The 16726-nt window shown below is 54.4% G+C and carries 11 protein-coding genes; 4 read left to right on the top strand and 7 right to left on the bottom strand.

The annotated features are described in order from the left end of the window. Positions 1-74: 74 nt before the first annotated feature. The 4 genes from pncB to D9980_RS03960 all read left to right on the top strand — a co-directional run bounded on the left by pncB (position 75) and on the right by D9980_RS03960 (position 5813). The gene (gene pncB, locus D9980_RS03975; RefSeq protein WP_024484584.1) at positions 75-1280 is read left to right on the top strand and encodes a nicotinate phosphoribosyltransferase; all 1206 of its coding nucleotides are present in this window, start codon (positions 75-77) and stop codon (positions 1278-1280) included. A 278-nt stretch (positions 1281-1558) separates the two neighbouring features. After that, complete coding sequence (gene asnS, locus D9980_RS03970; protein WP_024484585.1) at positions 1559-2959, top strand: asparagine--tRNA ligase; 1401 nt, start codon at positions 1559-1561, stop codon at positions 2957-2959. Between the two features lie 303 nt (positions 2960-3262). Next, positions 3263-4375 (top strand): porin OmpC, encoded by a 1113-nt coding sequence (gene ompC / locus D9980_RS03965; protein WP_024484586.1) that lies wholly within the window; start codon positions 3263-3265, stop codon positions 4373-4375. 247 nt (positions 4376-4622) lie between these two features. Next, on the top strand, positions 4623-5813 hold the full coding sequence (locus D9980_RS03960; RefSeq protein WP_024484587.1) for an amino acid aminotransferase: 1191 nt from the start codon (positions 4623-4625) through the stop codon (positions 5811-5813). A gap of 62 nt (positions 5814-5875) precedes the next feature. On the opposite strand, the gene D9980_RS03955 is transcribed toward D9980_RS03960, so the two are convergent. From D9980_RS03955 to cmoM, 7 genes are all read right to left on the bottom strand, one after another. Continuing rightward, entirely contained in the window at positions 5876-6523 is a 648-nt protein-coding gene (locus D9980_RS03955) for an MBL fold metallo-hydrolase (RefSeq protein WP_024484588.1), read from the bottom strand. Positions 6524-6591: 68 nt separating this feature from the next. Then, entirely contained in the window at positions 6592-7140 is a 549-nt protein-coding gene (locus tag D9980_RS03950) for a YcbK family protein (protein ID WP_121606476.1), read from the bottom strand. A gap of 181 nt (positions 7141-7321) precedes the next feature. Further along, positions 7322-9172, bottom strand: coding sequence for a L,D-transpeptidase (ldtD, locus tag D9980_RS03945; protein ID WP_121606475.1), 1851 nt, complete (start codon positions 9170-9172; stop codon positions 7322-7324). Positions 9173-9391: 219 nt separating this feature from the next. Next, positions 9392-13831 carry a chromosome partition protein MukB gene (gene mukB / locus D9980_RS03940; protein ID WP_121606474.1) on the bottom strand — a complete coding sequence of 1480 codons (4440 nt, stop codon included), beginning with the start codon at positions 13829-13831 and terminating at the stop codon, positions 9392-9394. Beyond that, a complete protein-coding gene (mukE, locus tag D9980_RS03935) occupies positions 13828-14556 on the bottom strand; it encodes a chromosome partition protein MukE (protein ID WP_024484592.1) in 729 nt (242 codons plus the stop codon). The genes mukB and mukE overlap by 4 nt, the downstream gene beginning before the upstream one ends. Beyond that, positions 14537-15859 carry a chromosome partition protein MukF gene (gene mukF / locus D9980_RS03930; RefSeq protein WP_024484593.1) on the bottom strand — a complete coding sequence of 441 codons (1323 nt, stop codon included), beginning with the start codon at positions 15857-15859 and terminating at the stop codon, positions 14537-14539. Before mukF ends, mukE begins: the two co-directional genes overlap by 20 nt. Further along, entirely contained in the window at positions 15856-16641 is a 786-nt protein-coding gene (gene cmoM, locus D9980_RS03925; protein WP_024484594.1) for a tRNA uridine 5-oxyacetic acid(34) methyltransferase CmoM, read from the bottom strand. Before cmoM ends, mukF begins: the two co-directional genes overlap by 4 nt. Between the last annotated feature and the right edge of the window lie 85 nt (positions 16642-16726).

Here is a 16726-nt window from a genome sequence, read left to right as displayed (position 1 = left end):
TCCGGGTATACTCCCCCCACTTTTTTGATTATCCGGATTTGGACACGCGCCTGACGAGGATGCTGTAACGCGATATGACTCTATACGCTTCCCCGATTTTGACTTCACTGCTTGATACTGACGCCTACAAGCTTCATATGCAGCAAGCAGTGTTCCATCGCTACCCCGCAATTACCGTTGCGGCGGAGTTTCGTTGCCGTGGCGACGAACTGCTGGGCGAATATGCCGACGAGATCCGCGCGCAGGTTGCCATGATGAGCGAGTTGGCGCTAACCGAAGCCGAACACCGCTATCTCTCCAGCCTGCCTTTCTTCCATCAGGATTACCTGAGCTGGCTACGGGAGTTTCGCTACGATCCGCAGCAGGTCAGCATTAGCAGTCACGACGGCAAATTGCATATCCGTATCGCTGGCCCCTGGCGCGAAGTGATTATGTGGGAAGTGCCGTTGTTGGCCGTGATCAGCGAAGTAGTGCACCGCCACCGTTCGCCACAGGCCACGCCAGAGATGGCAATTAGCCAGTTGCGCCAGAACCTGGCGCAGTTCAAGCAACTGAGCGGGGATATTGATATCTCACGCTTCAAGCTGATGGACTTTGGCAGCCGTCGCCGCTTCTCCCGCGAGGTGCAACAGGCCATTGTCAGCACGTTGAAAAACGAATTCCCCTATCTGGTTGGCACCAGTAACTACGATTTGGCGCATCGGCTGGATCTGATCCCGGTTGGCACGCAAGCCCATGAATGGTTCCAGGCTCATCAACAGATTAGCCCGGTGCTGGCCAACAGCCAACGTGCCGCCTTGCAGGCCTGGCTGGATGAATATCCCGATCAGCTCGGCATTGCACTTACCGACTGTATCACCATGGATGCGTTCCTGCGTGATTTCGGCAAACAGTTTGCCCAGCGTTATCAAGGATTGCGCCACGACTCTGGCGATCCGATCGAATGGGGTGAAAAAGCCATTGCCCATTACCAGCAATTGGGCATCGATCCCATGAGCAAGACGCTGGTGTTTTCAGACAATCTGGATCTGGATAAGGCGTTGGCGCTGTATCGCCACTTTGATCGGCGTATCAACCTGGCGTTCGGCATCGGTACGCGTCTGACCTGCAATATCCCCGGCGTCAAGCCGTTGAATATCGTGATCAAGCTGGTCGAGTGTAAAGGCAAGCCGGTGGCCAAACTGTCCGATAGCCCAGGCAAAACCATCTGCCAGGACCCTGCGTTTGTCAAAGCGCTGCGCAAAGCCTTCGATCTGCCGCTGGTGAAGAAAGCCAGTTAAGGCATCCCTTCACTCCAACCCTCTCCCACTGGGAGAGGGAGCTGTACGGAGCTGCGTTAAGGAACAGGAGCCAATTGGTGATGCAAACGTGTGGGCATTTCTCGCCAGCGATCCCTCTCTTCCTTTATATACCTCCTGTTTTTTTACCTCACTGCAATAAATCTTGTCCCATTCTGATGATTTCTACTTGTGCTCTGCAACGCGGCAAGTAACATAGCAATATCCCCAAATTCTTGGGTTGTTAGGCTATTTCTGAAAAACTTATAAGAGAGAAATCTATGAGCGTAGTGCCTGTAGTCGACGTACTGCAAGGTCGTGCTGCGGTTGACAGTGAAGTCACCGTGCGCGGTTGGGTACGTACCCGGAGAGATTCTAAAGCTGGTATCTCCTTCCTCGCCGTTTATGACGGCTCCTGCTTTAATCCGTTACAGGCCGTCGTTAATGATTCTCTGCCGAATTATCAGGACGAAGTGTTACGCCTGACCACCGGCTGTTCCATTGAAGTGACCGGTACCGTGGTACCTTCGCCGGGTGAAGGCCAGAGCTTCGAACTGCAGGCCACAGCCATCAAGGTGGTGGGTTGGGTTGACGATCCTGACACCTATCCAATGGCGGCCAAACGCCACAGCATCGAATACCTGCGCGAAGTTGCCCACCTGCGCCCACGCACCAACCTGATTGGCGCGGTTGCCCGCGTTCGCCACACCTTGGCACAGGCGATCCACCGCTACTTCCACGAGAACGGTTATTTCTGGGTTTCCACCCCGCTGATCACCGCCTCTGATACCGAAGGTGCCGGTGAAATGTTCCGCGTCTCCACGCTGGATATGGAAAACCTGCCACGTACTGATAAAGGTGCCGTCGATTTCAGCCAGGATTTCTTCGGTAAAGAAGCCTTCCTGACCGTATCCGGCCAGTTGAACGGCGAAACCTACGCCTGTGCACTGTCAAAAATTTATACCTTTGGCCCCACCTTCCGTGCCGAGAACTCGAACACCAGCCGTCACCTGGCGGAATTCTGGATGATCGAACCGGAAGTCGCCTTTGCTTCCCTGGACGACATTGCCGGGCTGGCCGAAAGCATGCTGAAGTATGTCTTCCAGGCGGTGCTGGATGAACGTGCCGACGATCTGCAATTCTTTGCTGAGCGGGTAGATAAAGATGCCATCGACCGTCTGAAGCGCTTTGTCTCTTCCGATTTCGCCCAAGTGGACTACACCGAGGCGGTCGAGATCCTGATTGCTTCCGGCCAGACCTTCGAGAACCCGGTTTCCTGGGGTATCGATCTGTCGTCTGAACACGAGCGCTATTTGGCCGAGCAACACTTCAAGGCTCCGGTAGTTGTGAAAAACTACCCGAAAGATATCAAAGCCTTCTATATGCGCATGAACGAAGATGGCAAAACCGTCGCGGCGATGGACGTGCTAGCGCCGGGCATTGGTGAAATCATCGGTGGTTCACAGCGTGAAGAGCGTCTGGATGTGCTGGATCAGCGTCTGGCAGAGATGGGCCTCAATAAAGAAGATTATTGGTGGTATCGTGACCTGCGCCGCTATGGCACCGTGCCACATTCTGGTTTTGGCTTAGGTTTTGAGCGTTTAATCGCCTATGTGACCGGGGTGCAGAACGTCCGTGACGTGATCCCGTTCCCAAGAACGCCACGTAACGCCAGCTTCTAAGTCATAAAACCCAGCATAATTTAAACATTTTTTTTACATAATAAAGGCCAGCTAAGCTGGCCTTTCGCATTTTTGATTATTGACCTGCATCACAAAGTTCCCTAAAATACACAAATTGTTACATATCGTTGCTTTCTGAAACCAGATTGCGACATTGGTAGCATTTTCGTTCTAGATAAACCTGCCCGTGAATGGAACACTGCGTGCAGACACAGGACGACACCAATCTATCAACAATAGTTCCAAAAGAATTATTGGCGGCAGTGGCAAGGTGTCCGAATAAAACCAATGAGGGTAATAATGATGATGAAGCGCAACATTCTTGCAGTAGTGATCCCAGCTCTGTTAGCAGCTGGTGCAGCCAACGCAGCTGAGATCTACAACAAAGACGGTAACAAACTGGATCTGTACGGTAAAGTTGACGGTCTGCACTACTTCTCTAACGACAAAGGCAACGATGGCGACCAGTCATACGTGCGTTTTGGCTTCAAAGGTGAAACCCAGATTACTGACCAACTGACCGGTTACGGCCAGTGGGAATACAACGTGCAAGCTAACCACGCTGAGTCACAAGGTACCGAAGGTACTAAAACTCGTCTGGGCTTCGCGGGTCTGAAATTTGCTGACTACGGTTCATTCGATTACGGCCGTAACTACGGCGTAGTGTATGACGTTGAAGGCTGGACAGATATGCTGCCAGAATTCGGTGGCGATACTTACACCACTACCGACAACTTCATGACTGGCCGTACCAACGGTGTTGCTACTTACCGTAACAACAACTTCTTCGGTATGGTTGATGGCCTGAACTTCGCTGTGCAGTACCAAGGCAAGAACGAAAACGACAAGCGTGACCTGAAGAAACAAAACGGTGACGGTTGGGGTGTGTCCTCTACTTACGCAATCCTGGATTCAGGCGTTAGCGTAGGTGCTGCCTACTCTGGTTCTGACCGTACTGACGCTCAAACCAATCTGTCTACTGCTGGTGGTAAAGACGCTGAAGCATGGACCGTTGGTGCTAAATACGACGCCAACAATGTCTACCTGGCAACCATGTATGCAGAAACCCGCAACATGACTCCATACGGCGAATCAGATTTCACCATCGCTAACAAAACTCAGAACTTTGAAGTGGTAGCTCAGTACCAGTTCGATTTCGGCTTGCGTCCATCCATCGCTTACCTGCAGTCTAAAGGTAAAAACCTGGCTGGTCGTAACGCAAACGGTAGTAACTTCGGCGGCGGCGACGCTGACCTGGTTAAATACGTTGACGTAGGTGCGACTTACTACTTCAACAAAAACATGTCTACCTACGTTGATTACAAAATCAACCTGCTGGACGAAAACGACTTTACTCGTGCTAACAACATCGCTACTGACAACATCGTAGCTACCGGTCTGGTTTACCAGTTCTAAGTTGTTGCACTTGATGACGGTTCGTCGTCAGCTAAGTTAAAAAAACAGGGCTTCGGCCCTGTTTTTGTTTTTAGCGCTTTACGCCATTTTTTATTCTGCCAATCTGCCCTTCCCCGTCATTTTTTGTGCTGAATCTGCCGCCGTCACAAGATCGAGGTGTTTTTCTCGCAAACGGTTGGCAAAGACGATAACTGGCGCTACCCTGATGTTTCTGTCTGCTTAACTCTAGGCCATGGAAGCATCTGACATGTTTGAAAAAATCACCGCTGCACCTGCCGATCCGATTCTGGGTCTGACCGACATTTTCCGCGCCGACAAGCGTGAGAATAAAATCAACCTGGGTATTGGCGTCTATAAAGACGAAACTGGCAAAACGCCGGTGCTGACCAGCGTCAAGAAAGCTGAGCAGTATCTGCTGGAAAATGAGACCACCAAAAACTACCTGGGTATTGAAGGTATTCCTGAATTTGCCAGCTGCACGCAAGAGCTATTGTTCGGCAAGCAGAGCCCAATCATTGCCGACAAGCGTGCCCGTACCGCGCAAACCCCTGGTGGTACCGGTGCCCTGCGTGTCGCGGCCGACTTTATTGCCAACCAGACCAGCGCCAAGCGTATCTGGGTCAGCAACCCAAGCTGGCCAAACCATAAAAACGTCTTTGGTGCCGTTGGCCTGGAAGTGTTGGAATACAACTATTACGACGCCGCCAACCATGCGCTGGACTTTGACGGTCTGCTCACCAGCCTGAACCAGGCTCAGGCCGGCGACGTGGTGCTATTCCACGGCTGCTGCCATAACCCTACCGGTATCGATCCAACCGAAGCACAATGGGCTCAGTTGGCTGAGTTGTCCGTAGCCAAGGGCTGGTTGCCGCTGTTCGACTTCGCCTACCAAGGCTTCGCCAAGGGCCTGGAAGAAGATGCACAGGGTCTGCGTATCTTTGCTGCCAAACATCAGGAACTGATCGTTGCCAGCTCCTACTCGAAGAACTTCGGTCTGTATAACGAGCGTGTTGGTGCCTGCACCGTGGTAGCTGCCGATGCAGAAACCGCCGAGCGTGCCTTCAGCCAGGTGAAAGCCGCAATCCGTGCCAACTACTCGAACCCGCCGTCACACGGTGCGGCCGTAGTTGCCACCATCTTGGGTAACCCGGCGCTGCGCGCCATTTGGGAACAAGAGCTGACTGACATGCGCCAGCGCATTCACCGTATGCGCCAGCTGTTCGTTAATACCCTGCAGGAAAAAGGGGCGGAGCAGGATTTCAGCTTCATCATCAACCAGAACGGCATGTTCTCTTTCAGCGGCCTGACCAAAGAGCAGGTTCTGCGTCTGCGTGATGAATTTGGCGTGTATGCCGTTAACTCCGGCCGCGTTAACGTGGCGGGGATGACGCCAGATAATATGGCGCCGCTGTGCGAAGCCATCGTTGCCGTGCTGTAAGCAGATTTTGCATTGAAAAAGGGGCGCATTGGCGCCCCTTTGTTGTTTTGTATGGGAGAGCTCTACCAGATGGCTGGCTCTTCGCGCAGGAACGGGTTGGTTTGACGTTCATGGCCAAAGGTAGACATCGGCCCATGTCCTGGAATAAACGCCATATCATCGCCCTGAGGCAGTAATTTGTTACGGATCGAAGCGATCAGTGCCTGATGGTCACCGCGCGGGAAATCGCTGCGTCCAACGCCACCGTTGAACAACACGTCACCCACTAATGCCAAACGCGCCTGTTCGTTGATAAAAACGATATGACCAGGCGTATGACCAGGGCAATGCAGTACGTTCAGCGACATTTCGCCCACCTGCACTTTATCCCCCTCTTCCAGCCATTTGGTCGGCGTTAGAGCGGCGCATTCATCCAGGCCAAACATACGGCTCTGTGCTGGCAAACCTTCAAGCCAGAAGGCATCCTCCTTATCCGGGCCATAGATTGGCACCTGATAATGTTCGGCCATTTCTGCCGCTGCGCCTACGTGATCGAGATGGCCGTGCGTCAGCAAAATCTGGCTGATCTGCACGCCCTTTTCGGCAATGGCGGCCTTCAGTTTTTCCGGATCGCCACCAGGATCGACCAGCGCCGCCTGCTTGGTCACGTCGCACCAGATGAGCGTACAGTTCTGACTGAACGCCGTAACGGGGATAATATGGTATTTCATAAAGCTCCAACGACAACGGCACCACGCCCAAGGGGCGGGTGCCATTCAGCGATCATGATGCACAATGATTACCAGGTCCGCACCGGGCCGGTATCGATGTGCACAAAGTTACTACGTGGATAATAGCCTACCCCGCCGGCGCGCATTTTTAACGCGGCCTTACGGATATTACTCAGCTGGATCCCTTCGATATGGAAATCCATCGCCTGGCCTTTGGTGTGGTAGCTCTGCTTGGCCACGCCACGGCTGTGCTCACGCATTTCCGTGTTGGTCGCCATTGAACGGTAGCCGGAAATCAGCTGTACCGGTTTGCTGGTGCCCAGCATCACCTGTAGGCGATAGAGATGATCAAACAGAGCCGGATCGATGCTCTTGACCTTGTTGGCCCGATAGTCACGGAAGATATGGTTCAAGCGCACCAATTCTTCTTTATTGTAACCTTTACCGTTGAAGAACTCGGCCTTGATGGACTCGCCAGTATTGAGGTTGTTTAACAACAGAATACGTGGGCGAGCGGTAGAAAGACTGGCAAACGCTTGCCCTGGGAGCAGCGCGATACCCACGGCGGCGCTACCTAACGCCAACCATTTACGGCGATGATGATCAATTTTGTCCATGACTCTTTTAAACCCGGCAAGAATGTCAAAATATATGCACAAAACTGCGCACTGCCCGAACCATAACCGCCAGCGTATTCGGAGTCAACCCGCGATACGCTGTGGTTTACCAGTGCTCACAAAAAACAGAGCCTGCTACTGGCCAGACATTCAGACCGTTATTTATCTAGAATTACTGCATTTATTGCATCAATTTTTCGGCCTGAGCCAAAATTTGTGCACCCGATCTCACTGTCGCATCATAATTGTAAATATCTGTGCGGAACTGTGGCTTACCATCATCAGAGACCCAGGCCGTCAGGTAATACAGCTGCACCGGGATGTTCTGGCGGATGTTCACATACGTCGTATTGCCGCCTTTCAGCGTGGAAGAAACACGCGCGTTGTTCCAACCCGCATCCTGCAACAACATATTGGCCAAATCGGAAGCCTTGTTAACGCGCACACAGCCAGAGCTTAACGCCCGGATATCCTTCTGGAACAGACCGTGGTTCGGAGTGTCATGCAGATAGATGGCATCCGAGCTCGGCATGTTGAATTTGAAACGCCCTAACGAGTTGCTGCTCCCCGGTGCCTGCTGGATGCGGTAAGGGAAGTTGCGTGGTGAAACCACACTCCAGTCAATCATTGCCGGATCGATCACTTGCGCATCGTTGCTCCAGCCAGAGAATACACGGTAGCCGTGTTTCTGGAAGTAGCTGGCATCATGCATGGCCTTGGGCACGATATCTTCACGGATCAGCTTGGTTGGCACGTTCCACGGCGGGTTGACCACCACGTTATTCAGCGCGCTGCTCATCAATGGCGTTTTGCGGCTCGGACGGCCAACAATCACCCGCGAAGATAACACTTCATTACCATTCAGATAGTAGGTGAGCGAGTAGTTCGGGATGTTGACCATAATGCCGGTATCAACGTGCCCTGGCAGAATGCGCAGGCGCTGGATATTCAACGCCAGCAGTGAAGCACGAGTTTGCGGCGAAACGTTCAGCCATTCACGCGTCCGGGCACCGATGACGCCATCAGGCGTCAGCCCTTGCCAGGTTTGGAAGCGTTTGACCCCTTCCACCAGATCTTCGGTGTAACGATTATCCGTTACCGAAACCGGACTGGCAGGTTGTACCTGCGCGGTTGCTTCTGGAGAGGGAGCAAGATCTTTGATCGATGCCGCGCCCGGGCTAACGACAGCCCCTGCGGTAGCACGATCCTTCTCTTCATCCACCGACAGATCGTCATCCGCCGCCGGGGTCGTCGCGCTGGCGTTGGTGACTTGAGGCTCAGGCGAAGCAGATGCTACCGCCGGAGTGGCGATTAGCATTCCGGTACGCGCCAGAATATCGCGCAGTGCGGGAATATCGTCGCTGAGCTGACCTGGACGCAGGCTTGCACCATTGGTCATTTGTGGCCACGGGCGCCCAGCCGCCAGCATTTCGCGCAGCGCCAAATGCATTTTGGCGTACTGCGGATGCTGCGGGGCCAACGAATTAATATACGCCAGCGTTTTGCCCTGATGTATCGAGAGCTGCCACTGGTTGATCACCGTATTCGCTGGCTCCTTCAGCTTGTAAGGAACATTGCTGTACAGCCAGTTGTTGCCGTTGGCCCCGATTGAGGAGACAAACTGCAAATAACCCAGCATCGCATCCGACAGCACAATATCACGTGCCATATCGGTGATGAGCGGATCGGTCAGCAGTTTTACCCATTGAGTAAACTGCGGCTGTACGCCAGAAATGGCCAACTCAGCCAGTTGCTGTTGAAATTGCTGTACCGCTTCCCGATCTTGCCACATAGGTTGCATCTGGTTGGCGGCGTACAGCGGTGCCAACGTGGAGAGATAATACGGCACAACGCTTTTCGGCAATGCCGCCAGCAGTTCGGCACGACTTTGTGCCACGGACATTCCCGATGACGATGACGCCACCGGTAACGCCGGTACAGTTGCCCATGCGGAAAACGACACGGCAAAACCACACGCTATTGCGCAACTCAATGCCAGACGTCGTACTGAGTTTCCATTTTTAAGCAACATCCCTTGCCCCCTGTAGGCTCACAAAAATACCGCACGGACTATTATTAGTTTCAGTATACAAACAGAACGGCGCTTTTGCTCTCAGCGCCGTAAATAACCGTTTCATCCCAGCTTACCACCGGCAAAAAAACACGCCTATCATCCTCGTCATGCAAAAAAATAGCCACCTTCAGGCGGCTATTTTCAGATTTATAGTGCACTTTTTTAGCTTTGTGACGTTTATTCCGACACAGAGTCTAAAGCAGGTTGTTCGCTGGCGAACCCACGCAGGCCAACCACGTGCACGTGCTCATGGTTCTGGAACACTTTACGCACCAGTTTATAGGTGGTCCCTTTTTCCGGGCTGATGTTTTCTGGCGCGGCGATAATCAACTGCATCTCCAGACGATCGCACAGCTCAAACAGCGTGGCGATAGATTTGGCATCCAGACGCGCGGCTTCATCAAGGAACAGCAGGCGGCAAGGTGAAATATCTTTACCCCGCAGGCGGCGTGATTCCTCTTCCCAGCTCTGCACCACCATGACCAGAATTGACATGCCGGTACCGATCGCTTCCCCGGTAGACAACGCGCCACTTTCCGCACGCAGCCAGCCGTCGGAGCCACGGAAGACTTCCACTTCCAGCTCCAGATAGTTACGGTAATCCAGCAGCTCTTCACCGATGGTTTGTGGCGTGCGCTGGCCCATATCGATCTGCGGGTTCAGGCGCTGATACAGCTTGGCCAACGCTTCCGAGAAGGTCAGACGGTTGCTGTTAAACAGATCCTGATGCTGTTCCTGCTGCTCAGAGAGCACATCCAGCAAGGTGGCATGCGCTTCCCGTACGTTGACGTTCAACCGCACGCTCTTCACCTGACCGAAGGAAACCGCTTGCAGCCCCTGGTTAAGCATCCGGATACGGTTCTGCTCGCGCTGAATAGTCTTGCGGATAATGTTCGCCACGCTCTTCGAACTGATCGCCAGTTTCTGTTCGCGCGCGGTCAGCTCTTCGGTCAGACGGCCCAGTTCGATCTCCATCTGTTCGATAGCTTCGACCGGATCGTCAGTGCGGATAATATCCTGACGGATACGCTCGCGCAGATGCTGATAGACCGCGATAAAGAACTGGATCTTGCGCTCTGGCCGTTTCGGATCTTCCGACAGGCGCAGCACATCACGCAGATGTTCGTTATCCGCCACCGCCAGACGCAGCGCACCCAATGCCTTATCCGACATCGAACGCAGCTCGTCACCGTCCATATAGGCCAGTTCACGACGGTGCAGACGGCGTTCAACCCCGTTGTCTTTCACCAGACGCATCACGGCACACCAGCCCGCCTTGGCGGTCACCACTTGCTCACGCAGTTGGTAATAATCACGCTCCAGCTTGCGCAGTCTCTTTTGCAGGCTGTCCATTTCCGCTTCGCAGAAGGTCAGTTGTTTCTCCAACTGGTTGCGGCGGTTACGGTTATTACTCAGCGAGGCATGTAATTCGTCCCGACGCTGCCGCGCGCGGGCTTCGGCATTGGCATCGGCTTGCACACCAATGTCCACCAGTTCCTGGCTCAGCTCTTTAAGCATGTCGCGTTTAGCGTCATAAGAGCTTTTCAGCGAGGCCAGCACCTGGCTGTATTGCGTAAACTGGGTCTGATACTGGCGCAGTTGCTCGCGGGCGCGGGTACGTTCCGCTTCCGCATGTTCCAGGCGTTGACGCAGTTTATCGTTGAGATCGTTATCGGCATTCTGCATACCGGCAGAATCGGTATAGCTGAAGTGCGCGCGGCGCTGTACCACTTCCGTCAGGGCAAAGGCTTGCTGTTTAGCCTGGCGTTGGGTGGCCTGGGCCTGCACATAGTCCTGCTGTAGTTGCTCATGCTGTTCCGGATCGCTTTGCAGCACCGATAACATAGGCTCCAGCTTGGCCAAGGAAACGCCGTGCTGTTGGATATAGCGCGCAGCATCCTGCGCCTCTTCCATTTCCTCGCGGATCTCTTCGACACGATCCTGCAAGGTTTCATCATTCAGCAGTGAGACCAGCGGCATCAGGCGGTTGAGTGCGGAAATGCCCTCTTTGGCCTGATCGTATTGCTGACGCTGCTGTTGGTTCTGCGCTTCGTGGTTATTCAGCGCACGCTCAATTTCACCACGGCGGCTGTTCAGAGCACGGATATCCGCTTCAGGATCTGCGTCAAACGCCACGGCGAGGTGCGAACCGATAAAGCGGCTGAACGCCTGATGAGAACGCTGGGTTTTCTGCACGTCAAATGACAAGGTAGCGTAGCGTTCGGCCAATGAGTCACGCTCTGCGTACAGCACTTCCAGGCGATTTTCCCGAGCAGCACGGCCAAACAGCGGGACTTCCGGGTAGCGGGAGTAACGCCACTGGCGATCGGCGATTTTCACCACCACCGCTTTTTCTTGTTCTTCGACGGCGAACACGCTGTCGTCAAACGACTGCGGATCCCCTTCGATCAGGTAGAGATCTTCCGGGCAGTCTTCCAACCCTTCCAGCATCTCGCGCACCAGCGACAGATCCGGTACCACAATAGCGTGGCGCGATGGACCGTACAGCGCGGAGAAGTACGGGGCATCGTCAATGGTGACATCGTCATAGATTTCTGACAGCAGCACGCCGCCAAAGCGCTCCGCCAGCGTTACCAGACGCTGATCTTCTGCCCCGCTCGGCTGGCTGAGGCGTTCAACCTGCGCTTCGATTTCGCGCTTACGGCTGGCCACTTCATCACGTTCAACCGTGGTTTCGCGTTCGCGCTCCAGCAGTTGCTGCATGTATTCGGTAACCTGCTGACCATCTTCGAAGGCTTCACCGCTCTGCTCGCTGAGCTGGGTCAGTGAATCCTGCGCGGCCAGCCAAATCGGTGCTCTGGCGGTCAGCTCTTTGATGCGCTGCTGGATCTGCTCCAGCTCCTGGCGCATTTCCATCCGGCGCTCACCGGCCTCGCTGACGCTTTGCGACAACGATTCCAAACGCTCTTCCAGCTCTTGCTGCAAGGCGTCAAGTTCATCCGGTTGATAAGTCTGCCCGTGACGTTTACAGAACTCCTGCAACAGACGTTCGGCATCCTGCTGCGAGCGCAAGCGTTGCTCCAACTCGCTCAAACGCATCCGCAACGGCTGCACACGCTCGGCCTGATGCTGCTGCGAAGGCCAGTCACGCAATAGCTCACGCGCGGTTTGCCAGGCTTCACTGCGGCTGACTTCGCCCGCAATTTTACCCACCAACTGGTAGGCCTGCTCGAACTGGCTGTGAGCGGCATCCGCCACGCTTAACTTTTGTTCCAACTGCAACAGGGATTCTGTCGCTTCCTGCTCACGCGCCTGGAAGGTATCCAGCCACTCTTCGGCATTTTCGGCGGTCAGTTCCGGCACCTGACACAGCGCACGGGCGCGCTCAAGCGCCTGGAGTGCCTGCTGATATTGAATGGCGCGGGTTTGTTGCACGTCCAACGCCTGCTGGTAATCGGCGAGCTGGCTTTTCAGCTCATCCACCTCCAGCTCTGCGGCTTCGGCACGCGCTTCGTTTTCCGCCTGCTGTTCGCTCGCTTCGGCGACAACCTCATTCTGCTCTTCCAGACGGTAGGTCAGCTCTTCCAGATCGCCTTCATAGCGTTCGATCTTTTCCTGCTGGCGCATTGCGGTCTGCACCAGATTGAGGTGATCGCTGGCGGCCTGATAATCGGTTTCCAGATCGGATTCAGCACCGCTTTGCTCAGCCAGCTCACGAGCCATTTCAACATGGCGGAACTGCTCGGCGGCCAGCTGTTTACGGCTGCTCAGCAACTCGTTGCGTAATACCAGCGCTCCATCCAGATGGATACGCCGTTCATTAGCGTGGCGCATGTAGTCTGCTGCAACGTACGAGGTCGCTTCGGAGATTAGATGCTTGAACAGATCGCGGTCCGACTGGGTGACGCGAATCGCTTCCAACGTCATGCGGTTCTCGCGCAGTGCGGCTTCCATATCCTGGAACGCTTTACGCACGCCGCCGTTTTCCGGCAGCAGGTAATCACGCAGAGAACGGGTGATGGCGCTGGAAATCCCGCCGTACAGCGAGGCTTCGATCAGGCGATAGAACTTGCTGCGGTCGGAGGAAGTGCGCAGACGCTTGGGGAGCACCCCCAGATCAAACATCAGGGCGTGGTAATCGGTGATGGAGTTGAACTGCTTGAACTGCACCCCTTCCATCTCTTCAACACGCTCTTTCAGTTCCTGCAACGAGAGTACTCGAGCCTGACGCTCACCCACGGTCTCGGTCAGCAGTTCAGTCGGTTGCACCGCCGTTGGCAGGCCCTGAATGGTGAAAGGTTTGATATCGACCTTACGATCGCGCCCCGCAACCTGTTGCAGACGAACTCCGACCACCACACGCTGGTGGCGTGAGTTGACTACGTCCAGCGTTGAGTAGCAGACACCGGCACGCAATTTACCGTGCAGGCCTTTATCGCGTGAACCGCTGGTGGCACCGGCTTCGGTAGTGTTACGAAAGTGCAGCAGCGTCAGATCCGGGATCAACGCCGTGACGAAGGCCGCCATGGTGGTGGACTTACCGGCCCCGTTACCGCCCGAAAGCGTGGTGACCAGCTCATCGAGATCAAAGGTTCGGGCAAAGAAACCGTTCCAGTTAACCAGCGTCAGTGAGCGAAATTTACCGCGTTCAATCATTCCTGTTCATCCTCTGCACTGTCCGGGGTGGCTTCTGCCTGCGCATCTTCCGCATCAACGTCATCGTTCAGTGACAGGCTGTTTTCAACCGGCATCGCCTCACCGTCGCGGATCATCCGCAACTGGGCTTCGCGCGGGTCGTCACCGCTACGCACATCGGCACCGAAGCGGAACACCGCCTCGGTAATGCGGAATTTGCTGTTGTCATTGCCCATGAAATACACCATGCCCAGACGGCGCAGGCGATTGAGCGAAGAACGCACCTTTTCATGCAGCTTCTGACGATCGAGATCCGAACCGGTGGAGCGCTGGTTGACGAACTTCAGCAGTTTGCTCTCATCTGCCAGGCTCAGCAGCTCATCGTACAGTTCCTGCTGGCTGAAAATGCCTTCATGCGCCAGGCGCTCGGGGCTCAGGTAGAGGTAGCACAGGATCTTGCCGACCATCATGTCCAACTCGGAAAGCACCGAGCGTGGAATGAGCGTGGTCGAACGCGGGCGCAAATAGAAGAATCCTTCCGGCGCCCTGATCAGCTCGACGCTGTAACGGGTATAAAACTCTTCCAGCTCGTCTTGAAAATCCATGAGGAATGCGTGGTTGTCCAATTCATCGATACCGATGTGACGACCTGCGCGCAATTGGCTGTCCAACGCCGGAAACAGCGTGTTAGACAATGCCTTGGCCAGTTTGACTGGCATTACTTGTTCAATATTTGTCGATGACATGGGCCTGTACCTTGGCTCCGTAATCATTGATTGCCTGCCACTGCGCGGGCAACCCTGAAAAATCAGCTTCAGCCACACCAAGGCGCACTGCCTGGTCGACCACTATGCGGGCAACGTCAAAGTGACGCACACGCGGATATTGCGCCAGATAATCGCGCATCACAGCCCCTAAATCGAGCGGCATTTTTTGTTCCTGGTAAACCTTCAGTGCCTGTTCGATCATTGCTGCCAGCTGTTCGCGAATTTCGCTGAACTCTTCATATTCCAGATCTGGCGGCAGCTCCCCGGTGACCTCTTCACTGCGCAACGCCAGCTCTTCGTCTCGCATATCGAGCAGACGATCGGCGTTGGCATGGGTCAGCGTCCAAGGGTTATCGAAGTAGTTTTGTACCGATTGGCGCAGGCGTTGGGCGAACACGCGGTTTTTATCCATATCGATGGCGGTACGGATAAACTTGTGCACGTGGCGGTCATAGCCGATCCACAGGTCAATCGCCTGTTGGCCCCAACTGATGATGCGATCCAGCTTGCTTTGCAAATCAAACACCAGCTTATCGACAAAGCCCAGCTCCATCTCACCCAACGTGGCGTCCTGAATGCGCAGCAGGTTGGCCTGGAGTTTATCACCTGCGGCCTCCAGCGTATCCTGAAGTTCACGCAAGGTACCGGAGGTTTCCGACAGCAGCATTTCACAGCTGGAGATCGCCGCACGCCAATCCTGGTTGAGCAGCGCCGCAATATCGGTTTTCACGCTCTGCTGCTGTTCATCCATCAGGCGCTGGGTCAGATCGATACTGTCGAAGATCTCCGCTACCGAGTATTTCAGCGGAGCAAAGACGTTGCGGTGCCAATGGAAATCATCGCCGCCCTCTTCGGCAGCGTCTGCGGCACGCTTTAACTCTTCCGCCACAATCGACAACTGCATGGAAAGGCGCAGGGTCGAAAACTCACGCTGGCGAATATAGTAATCGGTAATACCAATGCCCAGCGGAGTCAGGCGATAGATGGCATTGCCGTCCGCCAACTCGCTGGTAAAACGGTTCAACAGGCGCTGGCGCACCATGTCGTTAATCGCATTGTTGGCGCGTATCGCCACCGTTTCATGCGTCTGTTCAAACCCTTTGCTGACATGGCGAAATGCATCAACCAGCTCACCTTCGCTCATCTCGCCGTCCAGCCGCTCACCATTTAACGTGGCAATAGCCAGCAAAAACGCAAGACGCTCAGTGGGGAGCGAAATAGAGAAATCATTTTTCCGTGCCCAGGCGACCAGTTCGGGTACTGTCTGGGAAAATTCACTCATAGTTCGTCCTTCAGGTTCGGTTTATGCGCCGAGACGTGAATATAGCGCCCCAAACTCACGTAAGGCTCTTGCCGACAATAAAGCTGTTCAAGCGCCAGTAACTCTTCAAATTTTTGGGTCTGTAGCTGCCTGCTTTGCAGATAATCATGGAAAACCCTCACGCCGGTTTTGCCTGAAATCTGCATGCCCATCTGCTCCAACCAGCCGTAGACCAGCGGTGGGCTGTGCGGATACTGCGGCGACAGCGAGCGCTTGCGACGCCGCCTGACCTCGGGATCCACCAGTTGGAAATTGCCCAACACCACATTACGCATCAACAAACCGTTGGCATTAAAGAACATCAGTGACAGTGCGCCGCCGGGCACCAGGCAATCAAACAACGCCTGTAATGCCACCTGTGGTTCGGCGATCCACTCCAAAACCGCATGGAACAATATCAGATCGACCGGTTGTGCCAAATGCTGACCAATCTCTTGCGCCGAACTTTGTATGAATTGCATGTTCTGGCTCACACCTTTCTGCTCGGCCAGCAACGCAGCGCGTTGGATCATCTCACCAGAAAGATCGCACAACAAGACCTGATGTCCTAATTCTGCCAGTTGGCAGGCCATATGGCCTTCGCCTCCACCGGCATCCAGAATACGCAGCGGCCGCTGTGGCAACTGGGCCAGCAGCGTGGTCAGATCCTGCCAGACCACCGCCTGACGGATTTTCCCCTTGGTGGTGCCGTAAATATTACGCGCAAACTTCTCGGCAATATCGTCAAAATTGCGATCCTGCATGGACAACGGCTCCGCTGATTTTATCTTGGCCGACGGCAAAGCGCCTGCCCATTCAAACCTGCTATTTTGGCACAGACTGGCTTAG

The organism is Serratia sp. 3ACOL1 (genome assembly GCF_003668775.1).
In the GTDB taxonomy this organism is placed as follows: domain Bacteria; phylum Pseudomonadota; class Gammaproteobacteria; order Enterobacterales; family Enterobacteriaceae; genus Chania; species Chania fonticola.
The sequence above is the reverse complement of the archived record's forward strand: the minus strand, read 5'-3'. Positions and strand labels throughout refer to the sequence as shown.